The 1272-nt window shown below is 34.1% G+C and carries 2 protein-coding genes; both read left to right on the top strand.

Features of this window, described 5'->3' with window-relative positions:
• Positions 1-442: 442 nt before the first annotated feature.
• Complete coding sequence (locus KA833_RS03465) at positions 443-583, top strand: ribbon-helix-helix domain-containing protein (RefSeq protein ID WP_031917823.1); 141 nt, start codon at positions 443-445, stop codon at positions 581-583.
• A 57-nt stretch (positions 584-640) separates the two neighbouring features.
• On the top strand, positions 641-1231 hold the full coding sequence (locus tag KA833_RS03460) for a replication protein (protein ID WP_204184969.1): 591 nt from the start codon (positions 641-643) through the stop codon (positions 1229-1231).
• The last annotated feature ends 41 nt before the right edge of the window (positions 1232-1272 follow it).

The raw sequence follows: 1272 nt of genomic DNA, 5'->3' as shown, positions 1-1272 counted from the left end.
AGCTTTTTGCTTTAGCAAAAAAGGGGGGATTGGGGGTTTACCCCCAACAAGTGTATTTGCAGAACGAAATGAGCGTAAGCGAATGAAGTGGCTAGCAAATACGATGCTTGCCAAACCATATTATTACTTGTGATAGGAGAAATACTTTTGACGAACAAAGAAATAATGATAGCCACTTCAGTGGCGATTGGTGCCGGTTTTAAGTTGGATTAATTCCAACTTAACAACCAATCCAAATCATTACTTTCGATATCGTGAAGTCAAAAGGAAAATCTATTACAAGTAATAATATGGTGGGTTTTGACTTTAGGTTTTCAACACTGGGGTACTACGACCCCCCAGTGTTGTTCATTGTTCACGGTCACTTTTTGTGTATAAACGATTGAATTATGATGTTATTTTGTGTATTATTGACTGTAATAGTTGAAAGGTGGTTACAATTATGAGTAAAAGATTGCAAGTGACTTTGAAAGATGAGATGTCGGAAAAGTTAGATGAATTGGCGAAATATTTAGGAGTTTCAAAAAGTGCGGTAATTGCGTTGGCTTTGCAAGATTTTGATAAAAAACATAAAAATAGATAAAAAAATACTGCCATGTGGCTATGGCAGCATAAACTTGTATTCGGAGGTAATTATATCATGGTAAATAAAGCATCACAAGGTAATGTAAGAACTAGAAATTGGACGTTTGTAATTTACCCAGAAAGTGTTTCTGAAGGTTGGAGAGATATATTAGATGATGAACATATACAATGGGTTGAATCTCCATTACATGATAAGGATACTAATCCAAATGGAGAGATAAAAAAGGCTCATAAGCATATATTGGTTATGTATGATGGTGTTAAAAGTTATAATCAGATATTAGAATTGACCGAAAGAATAAACGCGACTGTTCCACAAAAGTGTGGTTCTGCTAAAGGTCTTGTTAGATATATGTTGCATATGGATAATCCTGAGAAATATCAGTATGATCGTGAAGATATGATTGCTCATGGTGGAGCAGACATTCTAGAGATGTTAAAACCGACGTCTGCAAGTAGATATGAGATGTTTAAAGAAATGACTTCTTTTATAGTTGAAAATGACATAAGAGAATACGAAGAACTATGGATTTATGCTATGGAGCATAGATTTGATGATTGGTTCCCTTTGTTAGCTGATAATGGTACTTTTGCTATAAATACGTTTATAAAATCTAGAAGACATAGAATAAAAGATAACAAATGAATTAGCTAGCCGTTATGGCTAGCTTTTTGCTTTAGCAAAAA

Source organism: Staphylococcus sp. GDY8P67P, assembly GCF_017892545.1.
Lineage (GTDB): Bacteria > Bacillota > Bacilli > Staphylococcales > Staphylococcaceae > Staphylococcus > Staphylococcus ureilyticus.
Note: the sequence above shows the minus strand (reverse complement) of the source record. Positions and strands in the feature narration are given on the sequence as shown.

Coding starts and splice junctions, on each gene's coding strand:
- KA833_RS03465 (WP_031917823.1), top strand. CDS start 443: ATGAGTAAAAGATTGCAAGTGACTTTGAAAGATGAGATGTCGGAAAAG.
- KA833_RS03460 (WP_204184969.1), top strand. CDS start 641: ATGGTAAATAAAGCATCACAAGGTAATGTAAGAACTAGAAATTGGACG.